This window comes from Sphingomonas bisphenolicum, assembly GCF_024349785.1.
GTDB classification, from domain to species: domain Bacteria; phylum Pseudomonadota; class Alphaproteobacteria; order Sphingomonadales; family Sphingomonadaceae; genus Sphingobium; species Sphingobium bisphenolicum.
In genome coordinates, this window is record NZ_AP018817.1 from 2,830,015 (window position 1) to 2,853,408 (window position 23,394).

The 23,394-nt window shown below is 59.2% G+C and carries 26 protein-coding genes and 1 pseudogene; 9 read left to right on the forward strand and 18 right to left on the reverse strand.

Features of this window, described 5'->3' with window-relative positions; translation table 11 throughout:
* Positions 1-27: 27 nt before the first annotated feature.
* The 5 genes from SBA_RS14035 to SBA_RS14055 form a co-directional block, all read right to left on the reverse strand.
* Entirely contained in the window at positions 28-225 is a 198-nt protein-coding gene (locus SBA_RS14035) for a hypothetical protein (RefSeq protein ID WP_120249859.1), read from the reverse strand.
* Positions 225-668, reverse strand: coding sequence for a pyridoxamine 5'-phosphate oxidase family protein (locus SBA_RS14040; RefSeq protein WP_261934873.1), 444 nt, complete (start codon positions 666-668; stop codon positions 225-227). The genes SBA_RS14035 and SBA_RS14040 overlap by 1 nt, the downstream gene beginning before the upstream one ends.
* Positions 669-768: 100 nt before the next feature.
* Positions 769-1,566: an alpha/beta hydrolase family protein gene (locus SBA_RS14045; protein ID WP_261934874.1), complete on the reverse strand. Its 798-nt coding sequence runs from the start codon at positions 1,564-1,566 to the stop codon at positions 769-771.
* Positions 1,563-2,681 (reverse strand): DUF3182 family protein, encoded by a 1,119-nt coding sequence (locus tag SBA_RS14050; RefSeq protein WP_120249856.1) that lies wholly within the window; start codon positions 2,679-2,681, stop codon positions 1,563-1,565. Before SBA_RS14050 ends, SBA_RS14045 begins: the two co-directional genes overlap by 4 nt.
* A gap of 123 nt (positions 2,682-2,804) precedes the next feature.
* Positions 2,805-3,014, reverse strand: coding sequence for a hypothetical protein (locus SBA_RS14055; RefSeq protein ID WP_261934875.1), 210 nt, complete (start codon positions 3,012-3,014; stop codon positions 2,805-2,807).
* A 150-nt stretch (positions 3,015-3,164) separates the two neighbouring features.
* Here SBA_RS14055 and SBA_RS14060 point away from each other — a divergent pair, with 150 nt between their 5' ends.
* The gene (locus SBA_RS14060; protein WP_120249854.1) at positions 3,165-3,923 is read left to right on the forward strand and encodes a histidine phosphatase family protein; all 759 of its coding nucleotides are present in this window, start codon (positions 3,165-3,167) and stop codon (positions 3,921-3,923) included.
* Positions 3,920-4,837, forward strand: a complete 918-nt coding sequence (locus tag SBA_RS14065; protein ID WP_261934876.1) for an NAD(P)H-hydrate dehydratase — start codon at positions 3,920-3,922, stop codon at positions 4,835-4,837. Before SBA_RS14060 ends, SBA_RS14065 begins: the two co-directional genes overlap by 4 nt.
* Positions 4,838-4,870: 33 nt before the next feature.
* Here SBA_RS14065 and SBA_RS14070 read toward each other — a convergent pair whose 3' ends face one another.
* The 6 genes from SBA_RS14070 to ku all read right to left on the reverse strand — a co-directional run bounded on the left by SBA_RS14070 (position 4,871) and on the right by ku (position 11,019).
* Positions 4,871-5,155 (reverse strand): hypothetical protein, encoded by a 285-nt coding sequence (locus SBA_RS14070; protein WP_261934877.1) that lies wholly within the window; start codon positions 5,153-5,155, stop codon positions 4,871-4,873.
* A 345-nt stretch (positions 5,156-5,500) separates the two neighbouring features.
* Complete coding sequence (gene xth, locus SBA_RS14075) at positions 5,501-6,274, reverse strand: exodeoxyribonuclease III (protein WP_120249851.1); 774 nt, start codon at positions 6,272-6,274, stop codon at positions 5,501-5,503.
* Positions 6,271-8,769, reverse strand: a complete 2,499-nt coding sequence (ligD, locus tag SBA_RS14080) for a DNA ligase D (RefSeq protein WP_261934878.1) — start codon at positions 8,767-8,769, stop codon at positions 6,271-6,273. Before ligD ends, xth begins: the two co-directional genes overlap by 4 nt.
* Positions 8,770-8,854: 85 nt before the next feature.
* Positions 8,855-9,787, reverse strand: a complete 933-nt coding sequence (locus tag SBA_RS14085; RefSeq protein WP_261934879.1) for a GNAT family N-acetyltransferase — start codon at positions 9,785-9,787, stop codon at positions 8,855-8,857.
* 71 nt (positions 9,788-9,858) lie between these two features.
* Positions 9,859-10,116, reverse strand: a complete 258-nt coding sequence (locus SBA_RS14090) for a hypothetical protein (RefSeq protein ID WP_120249849.1) — start codon at positions 10,114-10,116, stop codon at positions 9,859-9,861.
* A gap of 3 nt (positions 10,117-10,119) precedes the next feature.
* Positions 10,120-11,019, reverse strand: coding sequence for a non-homologous end joining protein Ku (gene ku, locus SBA_RS14095; protein WP_120252017.1), 900 nt, complete (start codon positions 11,017-11,019; stop codon positions 10,120-10,122).
* A 150-nt stretch (positions 11,020-11,169) separates the two neighbouring features.
* On the opposite strand from ku, the gene SBA_RS25300 reads away from it, so the two are divergent.
* The 5 genes and pseudogenes from SBA_RS25300 to SBA_RS14115 all read left to right on the forward strand — a co-directional run bounded on the left by SBA_RS25300 (position 11,170) and on the right by SBA_RS14115 (position 13,611).
* Positions 11,170-11,382 (forward strand): FAD/NAD(P)-binding protein, encoded by a 213-nt coding sequence (locus tag SBA_RS25300; RefSeq protein WP_390902337.1) that lies wholly within the window; start codon positions 11,170-11,172, stop codon positions 11,380-11,382.
* Positions 11,315-11,620 (forward strand): annotated as a pseudogene (locus tag SBA_RS14100) (hypothetical protein); the annotation flags it as partial. The gene SBA_RS25300 and the pseudogene SBA_RS14100, both read left to right, overlap by 68 nt.
* A 104-nt stretch (positions 11,621-11,724) precedes the next feature.
* A complete protein-coding gene (locus tag SBA_RS14105; RefSeq protein ID WP_261936796.1) occupies positions 11,725-12,831 on the forward strand; it encodes a Rossmann-fold NAD(P)-binding domain-containing protein in 1,107 nt (368 codons plus the stop codon).
* Entirely contained in the window at positions 12,828-13,409 is a 582-nt protein-coding gene (locus SBA_RS14110) for a DUF1543 domain-containing protein (protein WP_261934880.1), read from the forward strand. Before SBA_RS14105 ends, SBA_RS14110 begins: the two co-directional genes overlap by 4 nt.
* Before the next feature lie 22 nt (positions 13,410-13,431).
* Positions 13,432-13,611 carry a hypothetical protein gene (locus SBA_RS14115; RefSeq protein WP_261934881.1) on the forward strand — a complete coding sequence of 60 codons (180 nt, stop codon included), beginning with the start codon at positions 13,432-13,434 and terminating at the stop codon, positions 13,609-13,611.
* 65 nt (positions 13,612-13,676) lie between these two features.
* Here SBA_RS14115 and SBA_RS14120 read toward each other — a convergent pair whose 3' ends face one another.
* The 3 genes from SBA_RS14120 to SBA_RS25215 form a co-directional block, all read right to left on the reverse strand.
* A complete protein-coding gene (locus tag SBA_RS14120) occupies positions 13,677-14,021 on the reverse strand; it encodes a hypothetical protein (protein ID WP_261934882.1) in 345 nt (114 codons plus the stop codon).
* 164 nt (positions 14,022-14,185) lie between these two features.
* Entirely contained in the window at positions 14,186-14,608 is a 423-nt protein-coding gene (locus SBA_RS14125) for a helix-turn-helix domain-containing protein (RefSeq protein WP_120249845.1), read from the reverse strand.
* A gap of 9 nt (positions 14,609-14,617) precedes the next feature.
* Positions 14,618-14,848: a transposase gene (locus SBA_RS25215; protein ID WP_120249844.1), complete on the reverse strand. Its 231-nt coding sequence runs from the start codon at positions 14,846-14,848 to the stop codon at positions 14,618-14,620.
* 349 nt (positions 14,849-15,197) lie between these two features.
* On the opposite strand from SBA_RS25215, the gene SBA_RS14135 reads away from it, so the two are divergent.
* On the forward strand, positions 15,198-16,196 hold the full coding sequence (locus SBA_RS14135) for a sensor histidine kinase (protein WP_261934883.1): 999 nt from the start codon (positions 15,198-15,200) through the stop codon (positions 16,194-16,196).
* Between the two features lie 168 nt (positions 16,197-16,364).
* Here SBA_RS14135 and SBA_RS14140 read toward each other — a convergent pair whose 3' ends face one another.
* The 4 genes from SBA_RS14140 to SBA_RS14155 all read right to left on the reverse strand — a co-directional run bounded on the left by SBA_RS14140 (position 16,365) and on the right by SBA_RS14155 (position 19,843).
* The gene (locus SBA_RS14140; RefSeq protein WP_120249842.1) at positions 16,365-16,628 is read right to left on the reverse strand and encodes a DksA/TraR family C4-type zinc finger protein; all 264 of its coding nucleotides are present in this window, start codon (positions 16,626-16,628) and stop codon (positions 16,365-16,367) included.
* 510 nt (positions 16,629-17,138) lie between these two features.
* Positions 17,139-17,330, reverse strand: a complete 192-nt coding sequence (locus SBA_RS14145; protein WP_261934884.1) for a hypothetical protein — start codon at positions 17,328-17,330, stop codon at positions 17,139-17,141.
* Positions 17,331-17,972: 642 nt separating this feature from the next.
* Positions 17,973-18,608, reverse strand: coding sequence for a hypothetical protein (locus SBA_RS14150; protein ID WP_261934885.1), 636 nt, complete (start codon positions 18,606-18,608; stop codon positions 17,973-17,975).
* 959 nt (positions 18,609-19,567) lie between these two features.
* The gene (locus SBA_RS14155) at positions 19,568-19,843 is read right to left on the reverse strand and encodes a hypothetical protein (protein WP_261934886.1); all 276 of its coding nucleotides are present in this window, start codon (positions 19,841-19,843) and stop codon (positions 19,568-19,570) included.
* A 971-nt stretch (positions 19,844-20,814) separates the two neighbouring features.
* Between SBA_RS14155 and SBA_RS14160 the strand changes: the two genes are divergently transcribed.
* Entirely contained in the window at positions 20,815-23,385 is a 2,571-nt protein-coding gene (locus SBA_RS14160) for a PAS domain S-box protein (protein ID WP_261934887.1), read from the forward strand.
* Positions 23,386-23,394 lie beyond the last annotated feature (9 nt).

Genomic DNA, 23,394 nt, shown 5'->3' on the forward strand with positions numbered 1-23,394 from the left:
TTCCAGCTTCTTTGAAAGCTGTGTGGTTCAAGGCTGCTGGTTATATGACGGGCCGGTATGCTCAGTCGCGACGTTGTTGCCGGTGACCTGATCCTGCTCCAGTTCCTCGCCATGCCAGACATTTCTCGCGACGAATATGATGATGAACAGGGCAATGATCACGCCGCAAATGACTGCACCGGCCTTCGCGAGCCGGCGCGGCGAGGGCTTCTCATTCGATACCATCAGTGAGCGCCCTCCAGCAATAGCTCGCCTTCCTCTTCGCCATCCCAATAATGCGCGCGCTCGCCAATCACCTGGATCAGGACGAGGCCAGGCGTCTGCGGACCCTGCGGCCACCACCGTTCCAGGCCTTTCGTCCAATGCGCTTCAAACTGGTCCTTGTCGCGGATGAGCATGGCTGTCCCTTCCACCGCCAGAAAGAAGGGGCGTTGTCCCAACAAGCCTGATTTGCCCTGATAGCTTAGATTTACTGCCGGATCGGCCTTGATATCCGACACCATGAGCGTGGTCTCTTCCGTGAAAAACCAGGCGCTACCGTCATAATCGACCTCACGATTATTGCTCATCGGACGCGATCCGATCGCGCCGTCGCCCGTATGGGTGGCAAGCATCGCGAAATCGATCTCCTTCATCTTGCGCGACAGATCTTCAAGCGACATGGACATGGCCGTCTCCTCCTATTGTTGCGGCATTAACGCACGAGCAGGAACAACGGGCCACCCCACAGTGAAACATAGCTATAAGACCATATCCGCTTGGAGACGATTATCCTTGTGCGAGCTTTCGCGCCTGCGATGGTAGTTGTGCCTCTGCTTGGGCGTCTGGCAATGACGGCCGGCGACCGCCCCGGACCATCTCCTCGATCCAGGTAAGCAGCAATTGGTTGTAGGCGCGCCTCCCACCTTCATCCCGCAGCGAATGATCAGCGCCTTTTAGAATACGATAGCTCAGCGAATTGCTGTTGTGAAATGCCGACATATAAGAGCTGATGGTCGCATGCGGCACATAATCGTCATGTTCCGATTCAACGATCAGAACATCGCCAGCAAAGCGCTCGCAGGCGGCCAAAGCCTTGTCTTCCCGGCCCGTTCGAAAGCGCGCCCGATAGGCATTGATAAGATCGCGGTCGAGCTTCGCCTTGGGCACATCCCAATGTTCGTCCGGATAGAGGGCAGGAACGCGAAGCGCCAACCAGTTGACCGGGCGAGCCGCAGTCAGCAATGCCGCGAGATAGCCACCATAGCTGGTGCCAACGACCGCAATCGCCGATGGATCGACTTGGTCTTGTCCAACGAGATAATCATAGGCCGCCGTCACATCTGCAAGACCGTGCGACCGTGTCACGACATTGCGCTCTTCGGCATGTTTGGCATGGCCTCGCAGATCGAAGGTGAAGCAGATGCAGCCCAATTGGGCGATCTCTGCGGCTCTCACCATGTCCTGTTCGCGCGAGCCGCCCCATCCGTGAATGAAGAGAATGCTAGGGACCAGCTTGTCGGGCGACAACAAGGTTGCTTCCAGGCTCTCGCCCTCGACGTCAAAGGATAGCCGACTGCCTGTCATTCCAGCTCCATCGCATATTTTGTCATCGGTCCTGCCACGGGGTCGACACCGCTATAGTAGATAATGCTGCCGTCCGGAGCGGCATCGACCTCGCCATAAATCTCCATCGTCATGCATGTCACAGCCGAGCGGCCGGGATCACGCGCCAGGGCTTCGAACGCCGCGATCTCCGCGCCGCTTGCGCCCCCGGCACGCCAACTCTGCTCGAGCACCCCGATGCGACGTTCCCCGTAGGAGTTGACGCCTGCGGCGACATCGTAATTGCGGCGAGACGCCAGCAAATCCGGATAGAATCGTGAGACGATAGCGTCATAGGCGATCGCTTTATCGATTCCCTGCTGCAATTCCTCCGCCAGACCCAGGCTCGCAACCTGCTCCAAACCGCCCCTCACGACATGAAGGGTCGAGCCTCCATAGACAGTCGCGCCGCTGTTGTTCGTGGTGAGCCGCTGCGTGCCCCAATAGGAAATCGCCTCGCTAAAAAGGCGCGTCGTACCGACGCTGTAGGTGACAACGTCATCAAGATTCTCCTCGATCACCACGCCATGCTTCGAAATGGCAGCCTGGTCGATCTGGGCCATCGCTTCGTCCAGTTCCTTGACCGACGTCGCGACGAACTGGCCTAGTCCGGCAGTGGCCTCGACCTCCTTCAGGCGGATCGCCGTATGCCCGAGCATATCAACAGCGGCAGCGCGGACCGCATCGAGAGTGAAGGCCGACCAGCCCGCAAGAACGTGAGGAGCAAGAGCCGAGCCCAGTCCAGCGCGCCATCCGGCCGGGATTGCGGGGGCGTCCCCGAAGGCCGGATGCGTTATGACCTTGCTCCCGACAAAGGGAAGCGGCACGACGCCACCGTAGATCTGGCTCTCAGTCTGGATGCCCAGTTTTCTTGCCGTCGAGAGATCGATCGTGCCGGTCGGAATGAAAAGTGTGTCCGGCTGGCCGCTTGAAAGCTGTTGGTCACCCGACATGTCATGATCGACAAATCTCGCATCGCCGAGCCGGGCAATCCTGCGGGCAAGTTCGCTCCGTGAGGCTTTGTCATGTTCATTGTTCAGTGCACTGGACTGGGTGGGATGGATCTTCACAAAATAGGTCTGATGCGAGCGAGCCATTGGGCCTCACGGATTTTGGAGGAACTGCCGAGCGCAGTCTTCCAACAACCCCATGCTCGGACGTTATATCCCTGACCTTGGAAACTAGGCTTCCCTGATCTGCGACTCCAGATCAGGACAGGGTCAGGGCTTTTTCTGGAATGTGCGCCACCAGGGCATTTCGCCACTCAAATGCCATTGAGTGCCGGCAAAATGATCCATGATCTCACACATATGATCTGCGCAGGCTCGGATCAGGATCCAGCCTGGATCGCTTTTATCCTGCGCGGCAAGATCGCGGAGAAGCGAAATTTCCTCCGCCATAAGCGTCAGCGCTTCGACATCATCGCGCATGCGTGATTCCCGGCTAATATGTTCCTCTCATACTGGTGAACTCAACGGAGCAGAGAAATATCCTTGATCGGGCTGCATGCCCGCGCTCGCAAAGGGGATCATTTGGCCAGCCCATCCATTTCTTCGCAAAGGAGAAAAGCGGTGAAGCAGATGCATTGGCCGAGGAAACTGACGGTCGTTCGGCATGGTCAGAGCGCAGGCAACGTCGCGCGGGATGCAGCCATGCAGGCCAATGTCGATCGCATAGATTTGTCCGAGCGAGATGCTGACGTGCCCCTGAGCGACCTGGGCCGCGACCAGGCCGGAGCGCTTGGACGTTGGTATGCCGGCGAGGCACCGCATGAGCGTCCAGATGTTCTCCTTGCATCTCCCTATCGCCGCGCCTGCGAGACCGCCGATCTATTCCGTCAGGCCGGAGGTTGCGCAGGCGATGTGCCCATCTGCTTTGACGAGAGGCTGCGGGAAAAGGAATTCGGCATCCTCGATGGGCTGACATCTATGGGGATAAGCAGCATCGAGCCGCAGCAAGCAGAATTTCGCATGCTGCTAGGCAAATTCTATCATCGCCCTCCAGGGGGCGAAAGCTGGTGCGATGTCATTCTGCGACTGCGCTCCGTCATGGATACGATCGCGCTGCATCATGCGGACCGGCATGTGATGATCTTCACCCATCAGGTGGTTGTGCTGTGCTTGCGGTACATCATCGAAGGCATGACCGAGGCTGAGATATTGGAAGTCGACCGTGAAGGCGATGTCGCCAACTGCGCCATCACTGAATATGCATTCGACGCTGACAAGGCCAAGGGTGGAGGGCTAATTCTTAGTCGATATAATGTGACGGCCCCGGTCGCGCAGGACGACACGCCCGTGACCCGCGCGCCCGATGCCATAGCCGGTGCACGCGGATGAGTTGCCACCAACTCGACGAGGCGTGGCTGAAGCGACATCCGCTGCCGGCGATCGCGCAAGGCGCCGACAAGAACAGTCGCGGTCGCGTCCTGGTGGTTGGAGGTGCCGAATTTGTGCCCGGTGCGCTTCGCCTTACCGGTGAAGCCGCGCTACGCGCAGGTGCTGGAAAGCTGCAGATGGCGACCGTGCGGTCTTCGGCGCTGTCGTTGGGCGTGCTCCTCCCGGAGGCAGCCATGATTGCCCTGCCCGCCGATGAAGACGGAGAAATCGCCCCTGCGGCAGCGGAAATATTGAAGGATCGGATCACGGCCTGCGATACGCTTGTTCTGGGACCAGGCATGAGCACGGGCAAAGGTGCGCGGGCTTTTATTGCCAATCTCCTCGATAGCCTCGATTTTCCTGGCAGTCTCATTCTCGACGCTGCGGCTCTGGTTTCACTGCATGACTTCGACCCATCACGGTGGCGAGTAAGCAAGGATGTGATTTTCACGCCTCACCATGGAGAGATGGCGGCGCTGAGCGGCCTGCCAATCGAAGAGGTCGATGCGAAGCCAGCAGCGATAGCCGCCGAAATGGCAGCGCGATGGAGCGCGGTCATCCTCCTCAAGGGAGACATCAGCTATCTGGCCAAACCTGACGGCCAATGTCTCGTTTATGAGGGGGGCTGCGTCGGGCTTGGCACGGGAGGCTCCGGCGATGTGCTGGCTGGCCTCATAGGAGGTCTCGCTTCTCGAGGTGCGACTGCACTTCAGTCGGCCGCCTGGGGCGCCTGGATCCATGGAAAGGCCGGCAACATCCTTGCCCAAACAATCGGCGAGGTAGGCTTTCTGGCACGCGAGCTGTTACCGCTCATTCCGACTCTCATCGAGCAGACTTTGCGAGCTCCGGGCCCTGCTGAGGATATTCTACCCTAGCTGTCGTTCATTGTTGCCTGCGGGAGCTATCGATCAGAAGATGCTGGGTACATCGATTTCCGTCATCTTTCCGACCGCAGGCGCACAGTGCCCTATCGGCCGGATCGAATGCTGGCGAATGAACGCAATAGGATCCACATCATGCTCCAGCAGAACACCGCATTTCGCGCCGTCCGCCCAGATGATTGATGCGCAGATTACGACTTCATCGACGCCGATCGTCACCGCCGTTCCGGCTGATGAAAAGTCGAATCCTTCCCATTGCGCGCCATAGATCGATATATTCTTGATTGTGACGAACTCGTACAAGCGGACCAATTGACTGTGCAGGGGAGGTTCGCGGGCTCGCGGGGGCTTAAGCGACGTTCAGGCGTGTAGGCGAGTGCATCCGGCATCATGTTTGTCTGGCGGAGCACTTATCGAATTCCGGAGCCTCGCCAATTTCCAGCGTAAGCGCACTGCGTATAGGTGCGAACCCGAATGCCCATAGGGCAGCGTGTTCGCCTGATTGGCGTGCTCGCGCCGCAAACTTTGCCTTGAGGAGGGCAGATGGCCGCTTTCTCGGGCTTGATACTCTAATGCCGACATTCTCGAGCGTCCCAAAACGCGCGGAATTACCTGATCGCGATGGCACTATTAACACACTCCCGGATTCTGCCGGCCTCAGTCGGAGATTTCTACCCAAGCTGGCGCATGGTCACTGCTCTTTTCCCAACCGCGTACATGGGTGTCGACCTGCGCATCGACTAACCGCTCTGAAAGCACCGGGCTGAGCAGAAGATGATCGATCCGCAGGCCATCGTTGCGCTCAAATGCTCCCCGCCAATATTTCCAGAAGGTGTAGATCGTCTCGTCAGAATGGATAGTCCGCAGCGCGTCGGTCCAACCCTGATCGAGAAGCCGAAAGTAAGCCGATCGCACCTCCGGCGCGAATAATGCATCATTGAGCCAGCGCTCCGGGCGCCGCACGTCACGCTCTGTCGGCATCACGTTGAAATCGCCAACGATCATGACCGGAAGCCCGGTTTGGATCAGCCCTGCCGCATGGTCGATCAGCCGCTCAAACCACCGCATTTTATAATCGAATTTCGGCCCTGGCCGGGGATTGCCATTGGGCAGATACAGGCCACCAATCAGGATGCCATTGACCGCCGCCTCCAGATATCGGCTCTGGCTGTCGTCCGGATCGCCGGGGAGGCCACGACGGGTTTCATGGATTTCGCCAACGCGGCTCAGAATGGCGACCCCGTTCCAGCTTGTCTGCCCATGCCAGATCGCGTCATAGCCAAGCTCGCGGATGGCGCTTAGGGGGAATTTCTCATCCGGCGCCTTCAACTCCTGCAACACCGCGATGTCAGGCCGGTCCTCCGCCAACCAGCGCAACAGCACGGCCAAGCGACCGTTGATCCCGTTCACATTGTAGGTCGCGATCTTCACAGGTCAGGCAGGACCTGATCGGCCCGACCCCAATGCGCCAGATTTTTGGATCGGGCGCGCTTCACCATCTCCGCAGCGTCGCCGATGTGCCAGTGTGCAGGCGTGTCGAGGTCTTTGAGCTCGTCCCATGTAAGCGGCACAGCGATTGGCGCAAACGGCCGCGAGCGGGCGCTATACGGCATGACCGCCGTCGCGCCGCGCTGGTTGCGCAAATAATCGATGAAAATCCGGCCCGTGCGTTTGGCTTTGGCGAGTGCCGCCGTAAAGCGCTCGGGCTCTGCCTGCGCCAACGCCGTGGCAAAGCGGTGCGCGAAATCCTTCACCTGCGGCCACTCCGCTGTGGGGGTCAATGGCGCGATGACATGCACCCCCTTCCCTCCCGTCACCATCGGGAATGTCGCCAGCCCCATTTGGCCAAGTACATCCTGAAGATGGAAGGCGGCCGAGACCACATCCTTGAACTTCAGGCTTTCATCGGGATCGAGGTCGAAGACGAGGCGGTCGGCTTTCTCGACATCCTCGATCCGCGCACCCCAGCCGTGAAATTCGATGGTTCCCATCTGAACGCAGGTCAGAAGGCCAGCCGGCATATCGACGAAAAGATAGGATTCCTCATGGCCGTCCTTCTCCAGGATCGCGACCTGTTTGACGTCGTCCCCGAAGCTGCCGGCGTCATGCTTCTGGAAGAAGCATTTCTTGTCCCGGCCCTGTGGACAGCGGACCAGACTGATTGGCCGACTTCCGGTCCAGGGCAGCATGATTTCGGCGACGGCCTCATAATAATCGGCAAGTTCGCCCTTGGTCAGCTTACCCTCAGGAAATATCACCCGATCGCGGTTGCTGACCTTGATCCCGCTGCCCTTCTTCGGTGCGGCCGCCACCGCAACCGGCGCCTCAACTTCGAGCACGACGGCTTCCGGTTTCTTGTCTTCCCGGAGCCCCAGATAGCTGGAATGGCGGAGCACTCCCTCGTCTGTGAATTCCATAAAGGCGATCTCCGCGACCAGCCTGGGCTTTACCCAGTGCGCGCCGCGCACGGCTGCGCGCGGGGCCTCCACCGTTGGAGATGTCTGCTCGAGCGGCGCCATGATCTCCATCAGCCGCTCCATCTCGTCGCCCGTGAACCCCGTGCCGACCTTGCCTGCATAGCGCAGCCTGCCATGCTCGTTGACACCCAGCAGCAGCGATCGAAAGCCGCGCTGCTTGTCCGACGGAAGCCAACCGACGATCACGAATTCCTGGCGGCGGATGCACTTGGTCTTGACCCAGCTTCCCGAACGGGAGCCGGAATAGCGGGCATCGGCACGCTTGGAGATAACGCCCTCAAGCCCCGCGCCGCAGAAGCTGTCGAACAATTGCTCGCCGCGTCCGACGATATGGTCGGAGTAGCGCAGATGGCCAGCGCCCTTACCGATCAGGGCCGAAAGCAGCTCCTTGCGTTCAACCAGCGGCCGCTGGGTCAGATCCTCCCCGTTAAGCTCAAGGAGGTCGAACGCGAAATAATCGATCTTACCGGGGTCATCCTTAAGAGCCGCCTGCAACGCCTGAAAGCTGGTGCGGCCATCGGGCAGGACAATGACGGCCTCGCCATCGATCAGCGCGCTTTCCACGTCGAGTGCGACAGCGTCAGCGATCAGCCTGGAAAACCGGTCAGACCAGTCGAGGCCGGAGCGGGTATAGGCCCTGCCCTCGCCGCCGCCGATCGCCAGCAATGTGCGATATCCGTCATATTTCAGCTCATGCAGCCAAGCATTGCCGGTCGGCACATGATCGACGAGCGCCGCCAGCTGGACAGGCTGAAACGCTGGGGGTTTTCCAGCAGCAGATTTTGTCTTTCTCGCCGGCTTGCGCGTCTCGGCGGGCTGCCCCGTTGTGGTCGCTTTACGCATCGGAACAGACTTGCCAGCGGCAATCTCCTCCATCGTCCGCCCGCTGTCGACGCTGGTGAGATGCGTGCCGATCAGATCGTCAGAGCCGCCTGCAAAACCGTCGTTGACCTTGCGCAAGATCCAGTTCTCGCCCTTTTCCTTGCCACGCGGTTTCAGACGGAAGAGGATCCATTCTCCCTGCATCCGGCGTCCGTGCAGGATGAAGTGAAGGTGGCCCTCGGGTAACGTCTCGCGAGGATCCTTGCCCGGGATCGATTCCCATGTGCCATTGTCCCAGACCATGACAGTGCCGCCACCATATTGCCCTTTGGGAATGGTGCCTTCGAACCGGGCATAATCGAGCGGATGATCCTCGGTCCGCACCGCAAGGCGCTTGTCATCGGGATTGACGCTGGGTCCTCGTGTCACTGCCCAGCTGACAAGAACGCCGTCCAGCTCGATCCGAAAATCATAATGGAGCCGGCTTGCCGCATGCTTCTGGACGACAAAGCCATTGCCTGATGCAGGATGGCTTGCGCCGGACGGTTCGGCGGTCAGGGCAAAGTCCCGCTTCGCGCGATAGGTCGCGAGACTGTCTTCCTTCGCTTTGGTTTGCGCTTTGGCCATGATGCGGGATCCGGTCGCTTTCCCGTTCAATCCTCAGTGGGATGACTCGTTCCCCGTGGCAGCGACGGGATCACAGCCGGACTGCTCAGTCCGCCAAATCTATGTCGCGAGCGAAGCGATAGCTGGTCTGCTCGAACTTCAGTGCCCTAAAGAAACCATGTGCGTTGGCGATCTCGATGTCGCTCATCACTTCAAGGCGTTTGCAGCCCGCTTTGCGCAATGCTGTCGTCGCGGCCTCCAATAAGCCGGTCGCGACGCCGCGGCGGCGACGCCGTTCATCCACCAGCAGCAGAGTGATGCGACCAATGGCGCCATGCTGCACGGTGTGAAGGACAGCCCAGGCACAAAAACCGACAAGGTCGCCATATTCGGCCACCGCCATGCCGCCCTGGGCTTTGCGGGCAGCCTCAAGATGACGCGCGATGGCCAACTCGTCGATATCGATATGGGCCAGCTGTGCGAGCAAGGGCGCCAGCGCGGCAGCATCCGCAGATTTGCCAGCCCATATGCGCAACTCTGGCTCGGGTGGCGCCGGTGCCGGAGGCGCTGATCGGGAGCGACGCGCTGAAGTCACCGGCTCGTCGACCTCTAAGTTCCTGGACGCAGTGCGCGAGGCCTGCACTGCGCGCCCAGACGCGGCCTTCTCGCGTACTGGATCTTGCTTTCCAGCCCTGGTCCGCGACGTGCGCCTGGCGCGCGGCCTGATCGCTGGCGGAGCATCTTCCTCCTCCTGATCCACCGATTCAGGCTTCTTTTTCGATGCGGGGCGCTCTGGAGTGCTGTCCGCAGAAGCCTTCCACGTGCTGGTAGCGCCTGCTCGCAGATAGTCCTCAATGTCTTCCGGCGAAGCCGTGAGTTCCTTTTCGCCGATTCCCAAAAGCGGCTTTCCCGCCATGTCGGTCAGGCCGAACTTCCCATAGTCGCCGGTGCCTGGTTTGCGCCGCCTCGACTTTACCAGCTTCAGCCCACGATGATCGGCCATTGCCCGCAATTTATCGCCGAGACTGTCATCCGCCATCTTGCAACACCTTCACGACATGCCGCACGTTCACCAGGCTCGAAGCGATTGGGTTCAATGGCTGGACCGGCTCAAGCCTTGCCCAGAGCCTCGTAGACGGACATCAGATGCCGCGCCGCAACTGCCCGGGCGCGCGGCGATCGAATTGTTTCCTCATTGGTCTCGTGCAGAATCGTCAGCATGTCGAGAACCTCCTGCCGCGCCATGCCAGTTTCAAGGAGATGCGTTCCCATGAGGGCAAGGAGATTTCCCCATAGCGTGATAGCGCCTTCAGCAAAGGCGCCAGCATCGTCATCATTGCCAGCGTCATAGGTGATTGCCTCTGCCACCCGTCAAGCCCGCTTGCGCGCAGTGGTTTTCCCGGCAGCCTTCGCAGCCGCCTTTTTCGCAGGCGCCTTGGCCGTGGCTTTTGCCGGGGCCTTCTTTGCGACCGTCTTCCCGCTTCCTGATCCGCCAAGCGAGCTTTTGAGCGCGGCCATCAGGTCCACGACATTGCTGCCGCGAGGATCAGCGCCGCCTTCCTCGCTCTCGATGTTCAGCGTCTTGCCCTTCTTTTTACGCTCGATGAGTTCCTTCAGCGCATCGACATAGCGGTCGCGAAAGTCGGTCGCATCAAACTTGCCCGTTTTTTTGTCGATCAGCGTCGTGGCGAGATCGAGCAGTTCATCGTCGGGATCAGCATCACCGATCTCGCGGAAGTAGCTGGCCGCCTTGTTGACCTCGTCGGCATAGCGGAGCGTCTCCATGACGATGCCGCGGCCGCAGGCCTTGATGGACACGACATATTCCCGCCCGCGCATTGCAAGCTGGCCCAGCCCGACCTTGCGGCTACGGCGCAGGGCTTCGCGCAACACGATGAACGCTTCTTCGGCAAGGTCATCGGCCGGCACCACATAATAGGGCTTTTCAAAATAGATCATGTCGATGTCCTGGGCATCGACAAATTGGGTGAGTTCGAGCGTCTTCTTGCTCTCCAGCTTGACGCCTTCGATCTCTTCCTCATCGAGCAGGACATATTCGCCCTTGGCATATTCAAAACCTTTGACGATCTCGTCCAGGTCGACCGGCCCAATGCCGGGCACGACTTTCTCATATTTGATGCGCTTGCCCGAGGGCTCATGGATCTGGTTGAAGGCGATCGTCGCGCCACTCTTGGTGGCCGAATATATCTCGACCGGGATGGACACGAGAGCCAGCCTGATCTGGCCTTTCCAATAGGGGCGTGCAGCCATGATGATCTCCTCGAGACGCAATAACCCATAATCCACATGGCGCGCTTCTCGTTCCCAGCCTCCTCCCCGGTCGCGAGCCATACTTTTTCTGACCCAATATTTTTTTTGAAGCACCGTCGTCACTTTGCCGCCTCAAGCATTTAAGCCGGAATGAGACCCAAAGTTGCGTTTGTCGGTTCCGGCCCGACGGCCATTTACACTCTCCGCGCATTGGCGAGCGACGCGACAGAGCCGTTCGACCTCACGATCTTCGAGGAACAGGCCTATGTCGGGCGTGGCACGCCCTATCGCCCGGATGGAACGACCCGGCGATGCTGTCGAACATCGCCAGCGTCGAGATACCGCCGATCGAGGAGACGCTGATCGACTGGCTGCGCCGGCAGCCGGCAGACCGCTTGACCGATCTGGACATCGAGCCAGGCGGGATCGACGATCGCACCTTCTATTCACGCGTCGCGCGCTCGGTGAGTTTTTCTTCGACCAGTTGGCGGCGCTGATCGTGCGGCTTCGGGCGAACGATGTAACCGTCGCGGTGCGCTCCTCCTGCAAGGTTCTCGATGCTGTCAGTGCGGACGACGGCATGACGCTCACCATCCGTCCCAAGCGCGTCGCCATCTTTCAGGAGCGGTTCGACCATGTCGCTCTGGCGACCGGACACCAGTGGCCCGCCGAGCCCGAAGTCCGACCCGGCTATTTCCTGAGCCCATGGCCAGCGACGGCGCTGGCGAAGGTTCCGCCCGTGTCGATAGGCATCGGGGGTCGTCGCTCAGCGCGATCGACGCAGCCGTGGCACTGGCGGTCACCGGTGCCTTTGTCGAAGATGGCGACGAACTGACCTACGCTCCAGCCGAGGGGACAGAGGGTTTTCACATGACCATGATGTCGCGCAAGGGTCTGTTACCCGAGGCCGATTTCTATTTTTCCATTCCCTACGAGCCGCCGGTCATCTGCACGCCCGAGGCATTGGATGCCATCATCGACGCGGACGACGGCAATATGCTCGACGCGGCCTATGACCTGTTTCGGCAAGAGCTTGCTCTGGCCGACCCCGAATATGCAGCCTCGGTCGGGCTGGAGACGCTTGCGCTGGAGGATTTTTGCGACCGCTATTTTGCCGAGCGTATGGCGAGCGATCCGTTCATCTGGGCAGAACGCAACCTTGCCGAGGCGCAGCGAAATTATGAAGCCCAATATACAGTGGCCTGGCGCTACGCGATCCTGCGGACGCACGAGGTTATCGAGTTGCTGGTTCCTCATCTCGACGATCGGGATTTCAAGCGCTTCTCGCGCTATTTCAAGCCCGTTTTTGTCGATGATTATGCGACCGTCCCGCATGAATCGATCCAGCGCATGCTGGCCCTTCACCGTGCCGGCAAACTCTCGGTCATCGCCATCGGCGAGAAATATCGTATCGACAGCCACGGCCCGGAGAGCGGCGCCATTCTCCAGGTTGACGATGAAAGCACACGTTATCCCGTCTTCATTGATGCAATGGGCCAGAGGGCCTTGTCGGCGAAGGACTTCCCCTTCCCGTCCCTATGCGACCAGGGCATTGTTCAGGATATGGCAACAGCCGAAGGTGCGCCGGCGCGCGGGATCGTCATCGACGACCAATATCATCCCGTCGCGTCCGGCATTCCCGACGATCAGCTGTTCTGCCTCAGTCTGCCGTTCCTGATGGGCCGTCATCCCTTCATCCAGGGCATCACCAGTTCGCATGAGATTGGGCTGACTGTCGGTGCGGTTTTGGCTGCGGCAATTGGCCAGACTGCACATGGGGCTGACACAGTTAAGCGCGGGGTGGCAGGATGAAGCTGTTCGCAATCTATATTGGCGGCGAGATGGTCGGCGCCAATATCGAGGTGCATGACATGCGCTTCGTCGTCGCCCCATCGATCGAGCAAGCCCATGCTGAGCTGCTGCGCCAATGGTGGGGGAAAGCCGGAAGCCTGCACATCGATTGCTGGGCTGAACTCGACCATGCCGATGGATATGATGTGTCGCTGCGGCCTCAGCCCTTTTCGGGCGAGGAGCGGCTCTATTTCGTCAATCTGGGCGGATATGATCCCGCGGAATTTGCCGAGCGGCATCGCAATGTCTTCGTCGTCGCGCCTACGGAGAAACTGGCAAAGACACGGGCGATCAAACATGCCAGGCATTGGGTCGAACCGCATCGCGACGATATGTACGAGGCGGAGCAGGCCTTCAGCCTGGCAGACGCGGCCAGCGACCAGCGACCAGCGCCTCTACATTCACCTGACACCGACCGACGCCACCAGCGAGCTCGCCTTCACCTGCGACTATATTCCGATACGCGGACGCCCCGCCAAGTCCGGCTGAGGAGCGTTCTCGGCTTTGGCGCGCTTTATAAACATCCCGGTCGCAAATGATCGACGTGAATAGGAAAGCATCATGAGTATCAAGGGCGAGATCAAGGAAGCCGCTGGCTATCTCAAGGAAGAAGCCAATGAGCATGGCAAGACCCCTGAAGCGCAGAAGAAGGCCCAGGAAGGCCGTGACCTACGGAACGAGGGCCGGACAGAGGATGGCAAGGCGCCCAAGTCCTCCACGCCCGGCAACGGCGAGAAATGACAGGACTGCCCCCGCTTCGGCGGGGGTGTTCTTTGGGGTCTGACTCAAATTCCGTGCAATTTGGATCATGCAGGTGCCATGACCCTGGCCTTGAGCAAATCGATTTTGGCGCGCCAGTACATCTGTCGCACGATGGCTTTCAAGCGGTTGACCTGACCACTGGACCACGGCGTTGAGATCGCGGCAGCGACGGCTTCCTCGTCGGTCTCGACCCCGGCGGCGAATGCCGCAAGTTTGGTCTTAGCCGCCATGGCGATCCACGGATCGAGCCGTGCCTTGTCTTTCGAGCGCATCATCGCTTGGAAGCCGTCGAGAGCCTCGCGTGCGGTGATTAGCGCGGGCCCAGCCTTTCCGATAACCGCGTTGATCAGCGCGGTCTGAGCCGAGCCGGTGTCGCGCTCGGTGGTCATGCTGTGCGCTATGGTCCGTGCACTCAGCCTCGCACCGCCGGTGTGGCCGAGCTTCTCGGCGCGACGACGTCGTGTAGCCCATTCGCTGACCACGCGTATCGACCGCCAAAACCGCATGCTTTCAGCCGCCGCCACAATTCGGCGCCGATCCAGCAACCGGCGCTTCACTCCGCTTCAAGGGTCAACCACCAGGCATCGAGCGAACTCTGGCGCGTGCGGAAGGTGTGGTGACGCTGGCCGCGAAGGATCTTGCGGATGGTGTTGCGTGACACGCCGGTTGTGCGTGCCACGGCTTTGATCGGCACGCCTTGCCCGGCCCGATCAATGATTTGGAGGTTGAGTGCCTCGAGCAATTGCGCGCCATCCCACTGGATGCGCTCCGCGCGGGTCAAGGTGGCTGGATCAAGCGGCCCCGTCGGCGCCAGCGTGCACCGCAAACATGGCATTTCCGAACGTACTGCCACCAGAAATGCCGCCGAGGCATTCTCGAACAGATGCCAGCGGTCGGCCACCTGCTGCGCCTGCGGTGCCGCAGCACTGGCGACCGCGCCATAACCGGAACCACGGTCGCGACAGATGATCTCCACCTGCGGGTTCTAGCGCAGCCAAGCAATCACCGTGTCGCGCTGACGATCAGGCCGTAAATCAATGACCTCGCGGCACTCGAGATCAACCACGATGCTCCCGTAGCTGTGGCCACGGCGCCAGGCGAAGTCGTCGATGCCGATGACCCGCGCAGGTGGCGGCGGCACGGCCGCAGGGTCAACGCGTCGAAGAACGCGCAGCATTGTATCACGCGACCACGGCGCCGACAGACGCGCCATCATCCGCGAACCGGTCTGCCCCCCAAGGCGACTGCCACCGCACGCGCTAGCGCGTCGCAACACCCCACCCTGCAGCCATATCGGCGGCCAAGGGCATAGGCCGATATGCCGGGAATAAGGTTGTCAACTTATGCCGTCTGGAGAAAGCAATGTTCCTGTTGTCCTTGCCCCTTACACAGGGAGGGTCTGGCGAGCCGCATCCTGGGCATTGTGATAAACCGAGCTATGGTATCGCCATATGATGGTTGTGGATATTCCATCGCAGACCATATTGTCAAATCGCATGGGACGAACGCCTTTCGTGCGTTAAGGTAGACGCTTGTCTCAAAGATATGGGAAACAGACGAAAACGATGACAGAATTGGCCAAGCCCACTGAATGGAAATTGGATCACCTGCGTCTGGCTATCAAGGCTGCGGGAGTAGCTCTATGGGCCTGGAACGTCGACACCGACGAATTCACAATGGATGAACAGGGCTTCGCGCTATGGGGGCTTGCATGGTCCAAAACGGTTACTTTCGAACAGCTCTCAGCCCACATTCATCCCGCAGACCGCGACCGCGTCCGCGCTGCGTTCACTGCAACACGTGCGATCCTTGGACCTTATGAGACCGACTTTCGAATCCTCATCGAGGATGAGGTGCGCTGGGTAGCGGCGCGTGGACAGGGCGAGGATTCCGGTATCGTCGGACGAACCATGTTCGGCATTTTTCTTGATGTTACTGGGCGCAAGCAGGCCGAAGAAGGCAATGAGCTCCTGGCCGGTGAAATGAGCCATCGCGTCAAAAATCTCCTGTCCATAGCATCGGGACTGACGGCCATCTCTTCGCACTCAGCTACAAGCGTACAAGAGATGGCGACAGAACTGACCGAACGTCTGACAGCGTTGGGACGGGCGCATGACCTGGTGCGACCGCTGCCCGGAGGCCAGGGCGACGCTGCTCTCCTGGGTGATCTCCTGACGGTGCTGCTGGCGCCCTACGATGATCTCGGTGCCTTCAAGGGGCGGCTTCGAGTGGCCGTAGAGCGGATGGGCGTCGGACAATCGTCAGCGACGGCGGTGGCGCTTGTGATCCACGAACTGGCAACGAACTCGATGAAATATGGCGCTCTGTCGATGGCGTCCGGCACTCTGGATATATCCAGCGACGCAGATGGCGACGATGTCGTGCTGCGATGGGTGGAACGTGGCGGACCGAAAGTCGATGCTCCCAATGGTCTTGGCGGGTTTGGCAGCAAACTGCTCCAACGTAGTGTAACAAGTCAGCTTGGCGGCCGGATCGACTACGAGTGGAGCGAAGGGGGGCTTATCGTCACGCTTCGAATGCTTCGAGCCCGCCTCGCCCTTTAAGGATGCGCTAGCCATCGGGCAAACGCATCCCTGTCGCTTCTTTCTGCCGACAGATCGATCATAGCGCGCAAGCCGACCGGGTCCGCCTTGCGGCGATTTCAAGGCGCGACCGGATTGCCGCCGTGGCAGGTTTCCCGTGGAGGCTGCAACGTAGCAGACCGCCACTGCCTATCGCAGCTGGCTGTCCTTGCTTCCGCGCCGATTGATCCCGACGCTGCGCCTGTCCGTGTCGCGCGTCGATTGGCACGCGACGCAGGTCCGAGTACCAGGGAGGGCCGCTCGCCGGGCCTTTGGAATATCCTCTCCGCAATCCTCGCACTGTTCGGAGCCTTCGCCGGTCCGCATCGTCACGCGTGCGCGCAGAACAGCATCTTTCACCGTGTCGTCGATCTGATCCTGTACGGCGCCGTCCCGCGCCCATCCATTCGCCATTTCGTCCTCCGCGTGTCTACATTATTCCCCGCTATAAATAGGAACTGCCGACCAGATTCAAAGCGCGCCCACGACCCTGTCATGGGCGTGACGATGGAACCACCACCGCATTATTGTGATGAGCCGCATCTTGGTGTGATAGATTTTACCAAAGATGCGTGGCGTGATGATTTGGCGTTATCGGAACGTGCCTAAAGGAACAATTCGCGGTTTGCCAAATGCCGACGCCCAATTGAGGGAACCGCTATTTCGCCAGCTCTCGACGCTGAGCCTTTGCAGTAGAGCAAGTGAGCGACCGGATCGACCGAACCCACCGCCCGCCGCCTTGAAGCAATGAAGGCTCCGCCGATTGCCGCTCCTAACGCTGAAAAGCGCCTACGGCATACATAAGCGCGACGGTGCGCGCCGTCGATGGAGCGGTGCGGTAAACGAAACCGGTATCGAATTGCCGCTTCAAAATAGACTAATTTGCAGAAGGTGCCAGATATGTAAATGTTCTAGGCCTGAGCCCTATTCCGCCTTTGATGCTATCGTGTGAACAATAGGAAAATCTTCCATCAGCAGTCTTTTTATGTCCGCTTCGCCTTCATTTGCCATGGCTATCAGGGCGTCTGCGGTGTATCGGTCGCCAGTCGTGATCGCCAGCCGACGACAATGCTCAACCCTGCTCCACATTCTACGCAATAATTCAGTCTTTTCCATGGCTGAGACCACATGTCATTGCACGTAACGCGCTGTATATCTGCACGGCCTTCTTACTTTATCTAATGCCAATGGAGATGCGAGCAATATTTCTCCTGAGCGCCTTCCATTGAGGGGTGCACAGCGTAACTTCCAGGCAGGTCAGCCAATGAGAAGGTTTTGCAGGGGCAGCTTGCGCAACAGGACCAATCATTGGGCACACCCATCCTACATTGATGAGCTGTTCGGCGGAAGCTTCAGGTCATCGCCTCGGCCAGCATCTTCCCCGCCGTCATCTGTAACGCCATCTCCTCCAGAACGCGCCTTGTGCGGGGAACCAGCCCCCCCTCCTCCTGCGCTGTCCTCGTCATAATCTTCCTTGCCCACCGCTGTCCCACCAGCTCCGGCTCCGCTGCCGGAAACCGCACCTGAACCCTCCTGGGCTCGACGCCCCCTGTCAGGTCCATCCCCGTCATTAAGCGGCGTAATCCCGAGCTTTGCCTCGGTCGATTTCTCATCTGCATCATATGCAGGCGGAGAAAAGGGCTTGCTGTTGTCCTTGGCCATTATCACTGTTCCAGATAAATATCATCGTCGCAAAACGACGTAGCCGGTTTGCACCACAAGGCCTTCCAGGAACGGGCGTTCCTGGAAGGCCTTTAATTATAGAGATGCGGCCCGGGTCCGCGCCGCATTATGCCCACCATTTCTGTAGAGGACGTCGCGGACCAGATCGCCGTCGATGCCTGCTTCGTTCACCGTTACGAGCACACGGCCGTCTTTAAGCCCTTCATTATAATAGGTGACGTCCTCTTCCTCCACGCCGTGCTTGGTCAGAACTTCGTTCAGACTTCCGCCGATCGCGCCGAGGACAGCCCCGATCCCCACGGCTTCAGGAAGAGCCGATGCAGCGATGGCGCCAGCGGCAGCCAGCGGGCCAACACCCGGAATTGCGAGCGCGGCGATACCCAGACCAGCACCAAGCGCGCCGCCGCCCAGAATGCCGCGCAGAATATTGCGATGATGCTCATCTGTGATCTCGCCATCGCCAGATCGTGTCGTGGTGGTGCCGCCATGATGGGCGATCACCGAAAGGTCGGTGTCCGTCACACCAAGTGTCCGCAGATCGGCCACTGCGCGTTCAGCTTCATTATGGGTGTCAAAAAGCGCTGATGCTTGAACCATTTCGTCGATCCTCTTCTTATATAACCAAGTCGTCTGACACTTAACGGCGCCAGCCCGTGAGTGTTCCGCCAGACGCGATGCGCTTTGAAAGCTGCGTGATTGCGCAACCTTCACCTCGTTACGTCCAGCCGGACCACGAGAGCCGCGCGCTATAGGCGGCGCAGTCTTCCAACCGCATTGTAAAAGAATAGGTTAGAAGATTGCGCCCATATTCGAAGGTCATCTGCGAATGGCGCGCGGCCCCGAGGCCAGCAACGACCTCTAGGCATGACTGGAATGATGTATGCTGACCGCGTAGGACCAGACCTTGCTCGTCCGTTAGTGTGCGCTCATAGCCAGCGCGTCACGGGCGCGGAACGGAAATATCGTGCCAGCACCGCGAGCTTTGGAACGCATATCCTTGTCAGTCTGTCATCATGTCCGCGGCCGCGCATCAATTCCCATGGCTCATCGATACCCCGAACGACATCATACGGATTGATCCATTACGAGCGGCGTATCGCGTGACCGGCATCGCCTTCCTGTGCAACCACATTAATTGCAAGAAGGGCCCGCGTCCGGTCCCCATGATAGCTGAGCACAAGCTTTACCGGGCCGCGTGAAGCTGTCCACAAATAGTCCATCACGCCAGCTATTCGCCAGGAAGTCAGCGGGTCAATTGGCTTAGCGATGCGACGATCGCTTAAGCCACTATCTACGAAGTGCCCCACCTCCCGGGGGGAGAGGTGGGGCTATCGAAGGACGAACTATAAGGTCGCGCTCGTGAGACGAATGGACGAGAAATGGGTTCCCAATTTTTCGTGATTAACAGTTGTTAATCATCATTCTGTGACCACCCGGCGCCTGTTGAGCAGGTAAGCTTAGAACTGGGCCATGGCGCGCGCGGCGCGATCTGCATATTGGCAGGCCAGCCGCCTATGCGCGTCTCTTGCGAAATCGGTGCGCGCCGTGCACGCCAGTTCGCGATGGCGACGGCATCGCGTTGAATAGTAGAAGAACCAGCCAACTTTCACAGCTACCTCCCATAACGATCTGATTTGTGACCGCTTTGGGATTAGCTCAACCCGTAGCGGTTAAGATTTGGTTTCGCTCTGGTCACCCTTGCTGCTGTCTTGCGTGCGCAAAAAATTATCCGCTGCCTTTCTGAAAAAGGCGGCCCGGTTCCGATGACCGTCGACTAAAAATATGTCGTCCTTGCGCTGTTTGGCAGCCGCGGCCGCAGCCTCTTCCGCCACAGCGAGACTTAGCAGACGATAATATTCCGGCTTACGGTCGGTCATCAGCCTACAATCGGTCACAGCCTGATATCTGTCAATCATTCGAGGCAACGGATAAATCGCGATGGTCAAGCTGTCTGTTTGTGCGTCACTGTCTTTTTACAGAATTTCGGTAAGCTCCCCTCACGCAGACCAAATATATGTGGCTCGAAGCAAGAGAGGCGGAAATGGGTTCATATCAGGCAACTGACAGATTCACCGTTAGCCCCACCCCTGATCTGCTTATGTTGGCAAAGCACGCGCGCGCCGCGAGGCTCAAAAGTTCGGCGGACTTCCCGAGGCACGTCTTTCGCGACGCCGCATGGGATATCATGCTCGCGCTGTTTATTGCCAGCGCAGAAGGCCAGCCCTTGTGCGTTAAAGATACCATGGCAGTGTCAGGCGACAGCGCTCCTGGCACCATACGTCGCCTCGATGGCCTTGAGGCTGCCGGACTTATTGGCCGGGACTATGATCCTCATGATCATCGGCGGATTCTTGTCTTGCTGACAGTGGAGGGGCATAGCGCCATGATAGCCTTCCTGCGGCACCTTTTCGACATGGGCGAGCCGGGACGTGCCCCCTCTGTCAGTGGCCCACCTCATCCCTTCCCCTGCCCATCATCACGCGCCCTTTAAAACCCAAACCTATAACAGTAGCAGGATGAAAAGCCTTAGAGGAACGTTCGACGCCTCGGGGACTCGCAATTCCCTATTTTTACATCCTGCCCATGTTCGCCAGACTGACCCGGGCCCAGACGAAGCTCGGATATATATCTGAGCTTTGATGCTCAGCGAACCTCTTTGCATCACCACGTCGCAATTTTGACCTGAATGCCTCACGCTACTGCCCGAGCAAAGCAGTGCTCGCACAGAGCGTTTGCTCGCTGGATGGAGGTCGCGGGCGACGATCAAAGCTGTGTTGATCCATCCCAAAGCCGAGCGCGTCGAAGAATTCTCACCGGGCATCGGCCGTCTGCAACCAAATCGACCTTTTCGAGTTTCGGTCTGAAATCACATAATTTCTTCGGGGGATTAATGTCTAAGCCAAGCCGCTCGCGCGCAATGAGCGCTGACGAATGGCGTCAGATCGTCGATAGCGCGGTCGGCACGGCCGTCATTACCACTGACCTTGAAGGGCGAGTAACCAGCTGGAACGAGGGCGCATCCCGAATGCTCGGCTGGACCGCTGCCGATGTTCTGGGCGAAACACTCGAGCGCCTGTTTCCTCCAGGAGATGGCGCCGCAGCATTGCGGCAGGAGATGAGCGATGCGCTCGCGGTTGGACGCGGAGGGGGACAGGAGGGCTGGAGAATACGCCGCGATGGTTCGCGGCTATGGGCGGTAGGCGAGATGTCGCCGATCCGCGATAAGGGCGGGACCGTGATCGGCTTCACAAAAATTCTGCGGGACCGCACAGAGGATCGAGCCGCGCAGGAGGCGATTTCCGAAGAAAGGCGCGCGCTGGAGATACTCAATCGCGCCGGATCTGCCCTTGCAGCCAAAACCGATCTTCAGGAACTTGTCCAAATCGTGACCGACGCTGGGGTGGAGCTGACGGGCGCCGAATTTGGTGCCTTCTTCTACAATGTCGAAAATGAAGCCGGGGAGAGCTATACGCTATATACCGTGTCAGGCGCGCCTGCAGAAGCCTTCTCGCAATTTCCGATGCCGCGCAACACGGCGGTTTTTGGACCTACCTTCGCCGGTGAAGGCATTGTTTGCTCCCAGGACATCACCCAGGATGAGCGATACGGCAAGAACGCGCCGCGACAAGGCATGCCGGAAGGGCATCTTCCGGTTCGCAGCTACTTGGCGGTACCGGTCATCTCCCGGGCGGGAGGCGTGATCGGAGGGCTATTCTTTGGACATGGCGATGTTGGCGTCTTCGATGACCGTTCGGCGCGAGGTTTGGAAGGTCTTGCGGCTGAGGCCGCCGTAGCGATCGATAATGCTAGGCTGTTCCAGGCTCTTGAACGCGAACTTGTCCAGCGCCGAAAAGCCGAAGCTGAACTTGCCGATAGCGAGGCGCGTTTGCGGCTGGCGACCGAGGCGGCTGAGATCGGCACCTGGGATTACGACCCCGCGTCTGGCGAGCTTCGTTGGGACGCGAGATGCAGACGGCTTTTCGGCCTGGCTCCAGACGCGGTCGTCACGTACGAAGGTTCGTTTCTCGCCGGCCTTCACCCGGACGATCGCGAAGGGGCAGATGAGGCTGTTCGGCGCGCGATCGACCCCAGCGGGACAGGGCGATACGATATAGAGTATCGGACGATAGGTCTTGAGGATGGAAAGGAGCGCTGGGTTTCGGCCACCGGCCGCGCTTTCTTCGAACGAGGTCAAGGTGAACGATTTGTCGGCACTGTGATCGACATTACCGAACGCAAGGCGACCGAAGCAAGGCTTCACCAGCTAAACGAGAAGCTGGAAGAACAAGTTGAAGCTGAGATCGGCAAGCGCGCGGCGGCAGAGGAGCAGCTCCGGCAGGCGCAGAAGATGGAGGCCGTAGGGCAGCTGACCGGCGGTATCGCGCACGACTTCAATAATTTGTTAGCGGGCATCAGTGGCGGTCTTGAAATTATCGAGAGGCGCATCTCACAAGGGCGCACTGACGGCATAGAACGGTTTATCAATGGGGCGCAAACGTCCGCCCAGCGCGCCGCAGCGCTAACCCAGCGGCTGCTTGCCTTCTCTCGTCGCCAGACCCTCGATCCTAAACCTACTGACGTGAATCGGTTGGTTTTCGGGATGGACGATCTTATTGCACGCACTGTCGGCCCAGCAATCAGAGTCGAAGTTGTAGGAGCGGCAGGGCTCTGGGCCGCCAGAATCGATACCGTTCAACTGGAAAGTGCACTGCTCAATCTCGCCATTAATGCACGTGATGCCATGCCCGAGGGTGGCAAACTCACAATCGAGACGGCGAATAAGTGGCTGGACGATCGCGCCGGGCGCGAGCGGGATCTACCGCCAGGACAATATATTTCCGTGTGTGTTACGGACACGGGGACAGGCATCTCCCGAGACATCGTCGATCGGATTTTTGATCCCTTCTTTACCACCAAGCCGATCGGTCAGGGCACTGGTTTGGGCTTATCCATGATCCACGGTTTCGTCCGGCAATCCGGGGGGCAGATCCGCGTTTACAGTGAGCCCGGGCATGGGACGACGATGTGCCTGTACCTTCCCCGCTATACAGGTGAGATTGCGGATGATGCCGGTTCCCTCGAAGCAGCGATCCCCGAGATGGGCGCGGGCGAAACCGTTCTCGTAGTCGATGACGAGCCCACCGTGCGCATGCTCATCGTGGAAGTGCTCGAAGAAGCAGGCTACGTCGGGCTCGAAGCAGAAGATGGTCCCTCTGGTTTGAGAATTCTTCAGTCCGATGCCAGGATTGATCTACTTATTACCGACGTCGGGTTACCTGGTGGATTGAACGGTCGTCAGGTTGCGGATGCAGCGCGGCTCGGGCGTCCCGACCTTAAAGTGCTTTTCGTCACCGGCTTCGCAGAAAATGCCGCGGTGGGCAACGGTCATCTCGACGCGGGCATGGAGGTGATCACCAAGCCTTTTGTGATGAACGAACTGGCAAATAAGATAACCGACATGATAGAGGGTCGGCATCCTGGTGGTTGATAACTTTCT

What these genes read in the sequence shown, in the direction of transcription:
- SBA_RS14035 (WP_120249859.1), bottom strand. Translation starts at nt 225, where the DNA reads ATGGTATCGAATGAGAAGCCCTCGCCGCGCCGGCTCGCGAAGGCCGGT.
- SBA_RS14040 (WP_261934873.1), bottom strand. Translation starts at nt 668, where the DNA reads ATGTCCATGTCGCTTGAAGATCTGTCGCGCAAGATGAAGGAGATCGAT.
- SBA_RS14045 (WP_261934874.1), bottom strand. Translation starts at nt 1,566, where the DNA reads ATGACAGGCAGTCGGCTATCCTTTGACGTCGAGGGCGAGAGCCTGGAA.
- SBA_RS14050 (WP_120249856.1), bottom strand. Translation starts at nt 2,681, where the DNA reads ATGGCTCGCTCGCATCAGACCTATTTTGTGAAGATCCATCCCACCCAG.
- SBA_RS14055 (WP_261934875.1), bottom strand. Translation starts at nt 3,014, where the DNA reads ATGCGCGATGATGTCGAAGCGCTGACGCTTATGGCGGAGGAAATTTCG.
- SBA_RS14060 (WP_120249854.1), top strand. Translation starts at nt 3,165, where the DNA reads ATGCATTGGCCGAGGAAACTGACGGTCGTTCGGCATGGTCAGAGCGCA.
- SBA_RS14065 (WP_261934876.1), top strand. Translation starts at nt 3,920, where the DNA reads ATGAGTTGCCACCAACTCGACGAGGCGTGGCTGAAGCGACATCCGCTG.
- ligD (WP_261934878.1), bottom strand. Translation starts at nt 8,769, where the DNA reads ATGGCCAAAGCGCAAACCAAAGCGAAGGAAGACAGTCTCGCGACCTAT.
- SBA_RS14085 (WP_261934879.1), bottom strand. Translation starts at nt 9,787, where the DNA reads ATGGCGGATGACAGTCTCGGCGATAAATTGCGGGCAATGGCCGATCAT.
- ku (WP_120252017.1), bottom strand. Translation starts at nt 11,019, where the DNA reads ATGGCTGCACGCCCCTATTGGAAAGGCCAGATCAGGCTGGCTCTCGTG.
- SBA_RS25300 (WP_390902337.1), top strand. Translation starts at nt 11,170, where the DNA reads ATGAGACCCAAAGTTGCGTTTGTCGGTTCCGGCCCGACGGCCATTTAC.
- SBA_RS14105 (WP_261936796.1), top strand. Translation starts at nt 11,725, where the DNA reads ATGGCCAGCGACGGCGCTGGCGAAGGTTCCGCCCGTGTCGATAGGCAT.
- SBA_RS14110 (WP_261934880.1), top strand. Translation starts at nt 12,828, where the DNA reads ATGAAGCTGTTCGCAATCTATATTGGCGGCGAGATGGTCGGCGCCAAT.
- SBA_RS14115 (WP_261934881.1), top strand. Translation starts at nt 13,432, where the DNA reads ATGAGTATCAAGGGCGAGATCAAGGAAGCCGCTGGCTATCTCAAGGAA.
- SBA_RS14120 (WP_261934882.1), bottom strand. Translation starts at nt 14,021, where the DNA reads ATGACCACCGAGCGCGACACCGGCTCGGCTCAGACCGCGCTGATCAAC.
- SBA_RS25215 (WP_120249844.1), bottom strand. Translation starts at nt 14,848, where the DNA reads ATGATGGCGCGTCTGTCGGCGCCGTGGTCGCGTGATACAATGCTGCGC.
- SBA_RS14135 (WP_261934883.1), top strand. Translation starts at nt 15,198, where the DNA reads ATGACAGAATTGGCCAAGCCCACTGAATGGAAATTGGATCACCTGCGT.
- SBA_RS14140 (WP_120249842.1), bottom strand. Translation starts at nt 16,628, where the DNA reads ATGGCGAATGGATGGGCGCGGGACGGCGCCGTACAGGATCAGATCGAC.
- SBA_RS14145 (WP_261934884.1), bottom strand. Translation starts at nt 17,330, where the DNA reads ATGGAAAAGACTGAATTATTGCGTAGAATGTGGAGCAGGGTTGAGCAT.
- SBA_RS14160 (WP_261934887.1), top strand. Translation starts at nt 20,815, where the DNA reads ATGAGCGCTGACGAATGGCGTCAGATCGTCGATAGCGCGGTCGGCACG.